Origin of the sequence: Micromonospora sp. D75, from assembly GCF_018070405.1 — a bacterium.
Lineage (GTDB): Bacteria > Actinomycetota > Actinomycetes > Mycobacteriales > Micromonosporaceae > Micromonospora > Micromonospora chalcea.
Window position 1 is genome coordinate 1 of the sequence record NZ_JAGPXV010001063.1, and the last position, 954, is coordinate 954.

Genomic DNA, 954 nt, shown 5'->3' on the forward strand with positions numbered 1-954 from the left:
GTCCTGACAGTCGTGCAGGACCGCCCGCCGGCCACCGGCGGCGGGACCGAGGCCCGCCGGCCCGCGACGCGGGTACGCAAACGGGACGGCGACACCGAGCCGGTGGACGTCGGCAAGATCGTCCGGGCGGTCGAACGCTGGGTCGCCGACCTGGACGAGGTGGACCCGCTACGGGTGGCCACCAAGACGATCAGCGGGCTCTACGACGGGGCGACCACCGCCGAGCTGGACCGGTTGTCGATCCAGACCGCGGCGGAGCTGATCGGCGAGGAGCCGCAGTACTCGAAGCTGGCGGCAAGGCTGCTGGCCGCGTACGTGGACAAGGAGGTCCGCGGTCAGGGCGTGGCGAGCTTCAGCCAGTCGATCGCGTACGCGCACGGGCTGGGGCTGATCGGCGACGAGACGGCCGCGTTCGTCGCCCGGCACGCCCGCAAGCTCGACGACGCCGTGGACCCGGACGGCGACAGGCGGTTCGAGTACTTCGGACTGCGTACCGTGGCCGACCGCTACCTGCTGCGGCACCCGCAGTCGCGGCTGGTGGTGGAGACGCCGCAGTACTGGCTGCTGCGGGTGGCCTGCGGGCTGTCCCGCACCCCGGGCGAGGCGGTCGGCTTCTACCGGCTGATGTCCAGCCTGGCCTATCTGCCCAGCTCCCCCACGCTGTTCAACTCCGGCACCCGGCACACCCAGATGTCGTCGTGCTTCCTGGTCGACTCGCCGCGCGACGAGCTGGACTCGATCTACGAGCGCTACCACCAGGTGGCGAAGCTGTCGAAGTTCTCCGGCGGTATCGGCATCGCCTGGTCGCGGGTGCGCGGCCGGGGCGCGCTGATCCGGGGCACGAACGGCCGGTCCAACGGCATCGTGCCGTTCCTCAAGACGCTCGACGCCGGGGTGGCCGCGGTCAACCAGGGCGGCCGGCGCAAGGGCGCGGCCTGCGTCTACCTGGAGCCG

Annotated in this window: 1 protein-coding gene; it reads left to right on the forward strand. The window is 72.0% G+C overall.

Going from position 1 to position 954, the window contains the following annotated elements:
- Window positions 1-12: 12 nt before the first annotated feature.
- Window positions 13-954 (forward strand): ribonucleotide reductase N-terminal alpha domain-containing protein (locus KBX39_RS31990; RefSeq protein WP_312247529.1); only part of this gene is annotated, 942 nt, incomplete at its 3' end.